Origin of the sequence: Streptomyces sp. MnatMP-M17 (assembly GCF_900091995.1) — a bacterium.
In the GTDB taxonomy this organism is placed as follows: Bacteria; Actinomycetota; Actinomycetes; order Streptomycetales; family Streptomycetaceae; genus Streptomyces.
Genome location: NZ_FMDK01001003.1, coordinates 1 through 1,855, shown reverse-complemented (window position 1 = coordinate 1,855; position 1,855 = coordinate 1). Strand labels below are relative to the sequence as shown.

The following is a 1,855-nucleotide window of genomic DNA, read 5'->3' as shown; positions in this document are numbered from 1 at the left end:
CGGCCACGCGCCCGCCGCGGGCCGCGCTCCCAGCGCCGGTCCCGGCGCACCGCCGCACGGTCAGGTACGCCGCTGGATCGAGATCAACGGCACACGCCATCAGATCTCCCGCGCCACACTCGTGCTGGGCCGCAGCACCGACGCCGACGTCCGGATCGACGATCCGGGCGTCTCCCGTCGGCACTGCGAGATCCGGACCGGTACGCCCTCGACGATCCAGGACCTCGGGTCCACCAACGGCATCGTGGTAGACGGACAGCACACCACCCGCGCTACGCTCCGCGACGGCTCGCGGATCGTCGTGGGCAACACCACCATCGTTTACAGGCAAGCCGAAGGGTGAAGCGGGGGCAATGTCAGAGCTGACCCTGACGGTCATGCGGCTAGGTTTTCTGGCCGTTCTGTGGCTGTTCGTGATCGTGGCCGTCCAGGTCATCCGCAGTGATCTGTTCGGCACACGCGTCACACAGCGCGGCTCACGCCGCAGCGGCGATGCCCGCCCGCAGCAGGCCCGCCAGCCGGCGGCGCCGCCTCAGCAGCGCCAGCAGCAGGGAGGCAGGCAGCGCCGCGGCGCGCCCACCAAGCTGGTCGTCTCCGAGGGCAGCCTCACCGGCACCACGGTGGCTCTCCAAGGGCAGACCATCACCCTGGGCCGCGCGCACGACTCGACGATCGTGCTGGACGACGACTACGCGTCCAGCAGGCATGCCAGGATCTACCCGGACCGCGACGGCCAGTGGATCGTCGAGGACCTCGGATCCACCAACGGCACCTATCTCGACCGGACCCGGCTCACGACACCGACACCGATCGCGCTGGGCGCTCCTATCCGCATCGGCAAGACCGTCATCGAGCTGCGGAAGTAGTACGACAATGAGCGAGCGGAGCGAGCGAGCCGCGGCGGTCCGGACAGCGGACCGGAGCAGGCTCCCGACCGGAGGGTGGGCAGTGTGGCTCGAGACCGGCTGGCGCGACAGTCGACCGGCGAGCCGACGGGCGAGGTGCGCATGAGTCTGTCTCTGCGCTTCGCCGCCGGATCGCACAAGGGCATGATCCGGGAGGGCAACGAGGACTCCGGCTATGCCGGACCGCGGCTGCTTGCCATCGCCGACGGCATGGGCGGCCAGGCCGCCGGCGAGGTCGCGTCCTCCGAGGTGATCTCGACGCTCGTCCAGCTCGACGACGACGTGCCCGGCTCCGACATCCTCACCTCGCTCGGCACGGCGGTGCAGCGCGCCAACGACCAGCTCCGGGTGATGGTCGAGGAGGATCCCCAGCTCGAAGGCATGGGGACGACGCTCACCGCTCTTCTGTGGACCGGCCAGCGGCTCGGTCTGGTCCATGTCGGCGACTCCCGCGCCTATCTGCTGCGCGACGGCGTCCTCACGCAGATCACCCAGGACCACACCTGGGTCCAGCGGCTGGTCGACGAGGGCCGGATCACCGAGGAAGAGGCCACCACCCATCCGCAGCGCTCGCTGCTGATGCGCGCGCTGGGCAGCGGCGACCATGTCGAGCCGGATCTCTCCATCCGCGAGGTCCGCGCCGGCGACCGCTATCTGATCTGCTCGGACGGCCTCTCCGGCGTTGTCTCCCACCAGACCATGGAGGAGACCCTCGCGAGCTACCAGGGCCCGCAGGAGACCGTACAGGCCCTCATCCAGCTCGCGCTGCGCGGCGGCGGGCCCGACAACATCACCTGCATCGTGGCCGACGTCCTGGATGTCGAGTCCAACGACACCCTGGCCGGGCAGCTCAACGACACTCCGGTCGTCGTCGGCGCGGTCGCCGAGAACCAGCTACCGCTGAACTCCGCGGAGAACGCCGCCGCGATGCAGACGCCCGCGGGCCGCGC

The 1,855-nt window shown here is 70.2% G+C and carries 3 protein-coding genes; all 3 read left to right on the top strand.

Annotation, left to right across the window (positions count from 1 at the left end):
• On the top strand, window positions 1-343 hold a 343-nt coding region (locus GA0115259_RS34975), incomplete at its 5' end, for an FHA domain-containing protein (protein WP_141716820.1).
• 10 nt (window positions 344-353) lie between these two features.
• Complete coding sequence (locus GA0115259_RS34970; protein ID WP_093604346.1) at window positions 354-866, top strand: FHA domain-containing protein FhaB/FipA; 513 nt, start codon at window positions 354-356, stop codon at window positions 864-866.
• An 84-nt stretch (window positions 867-950) separates the two neighbouring features.
• The coding region (locus tag GA0115259_RS34965) for a Stp1/IreP family PP2C-type Ser/Thr phosphatase (RefSeq protein WP_107469364.1) at window positions 951-1,855 on the top strand (905 nt) is incomplete at its 3' end.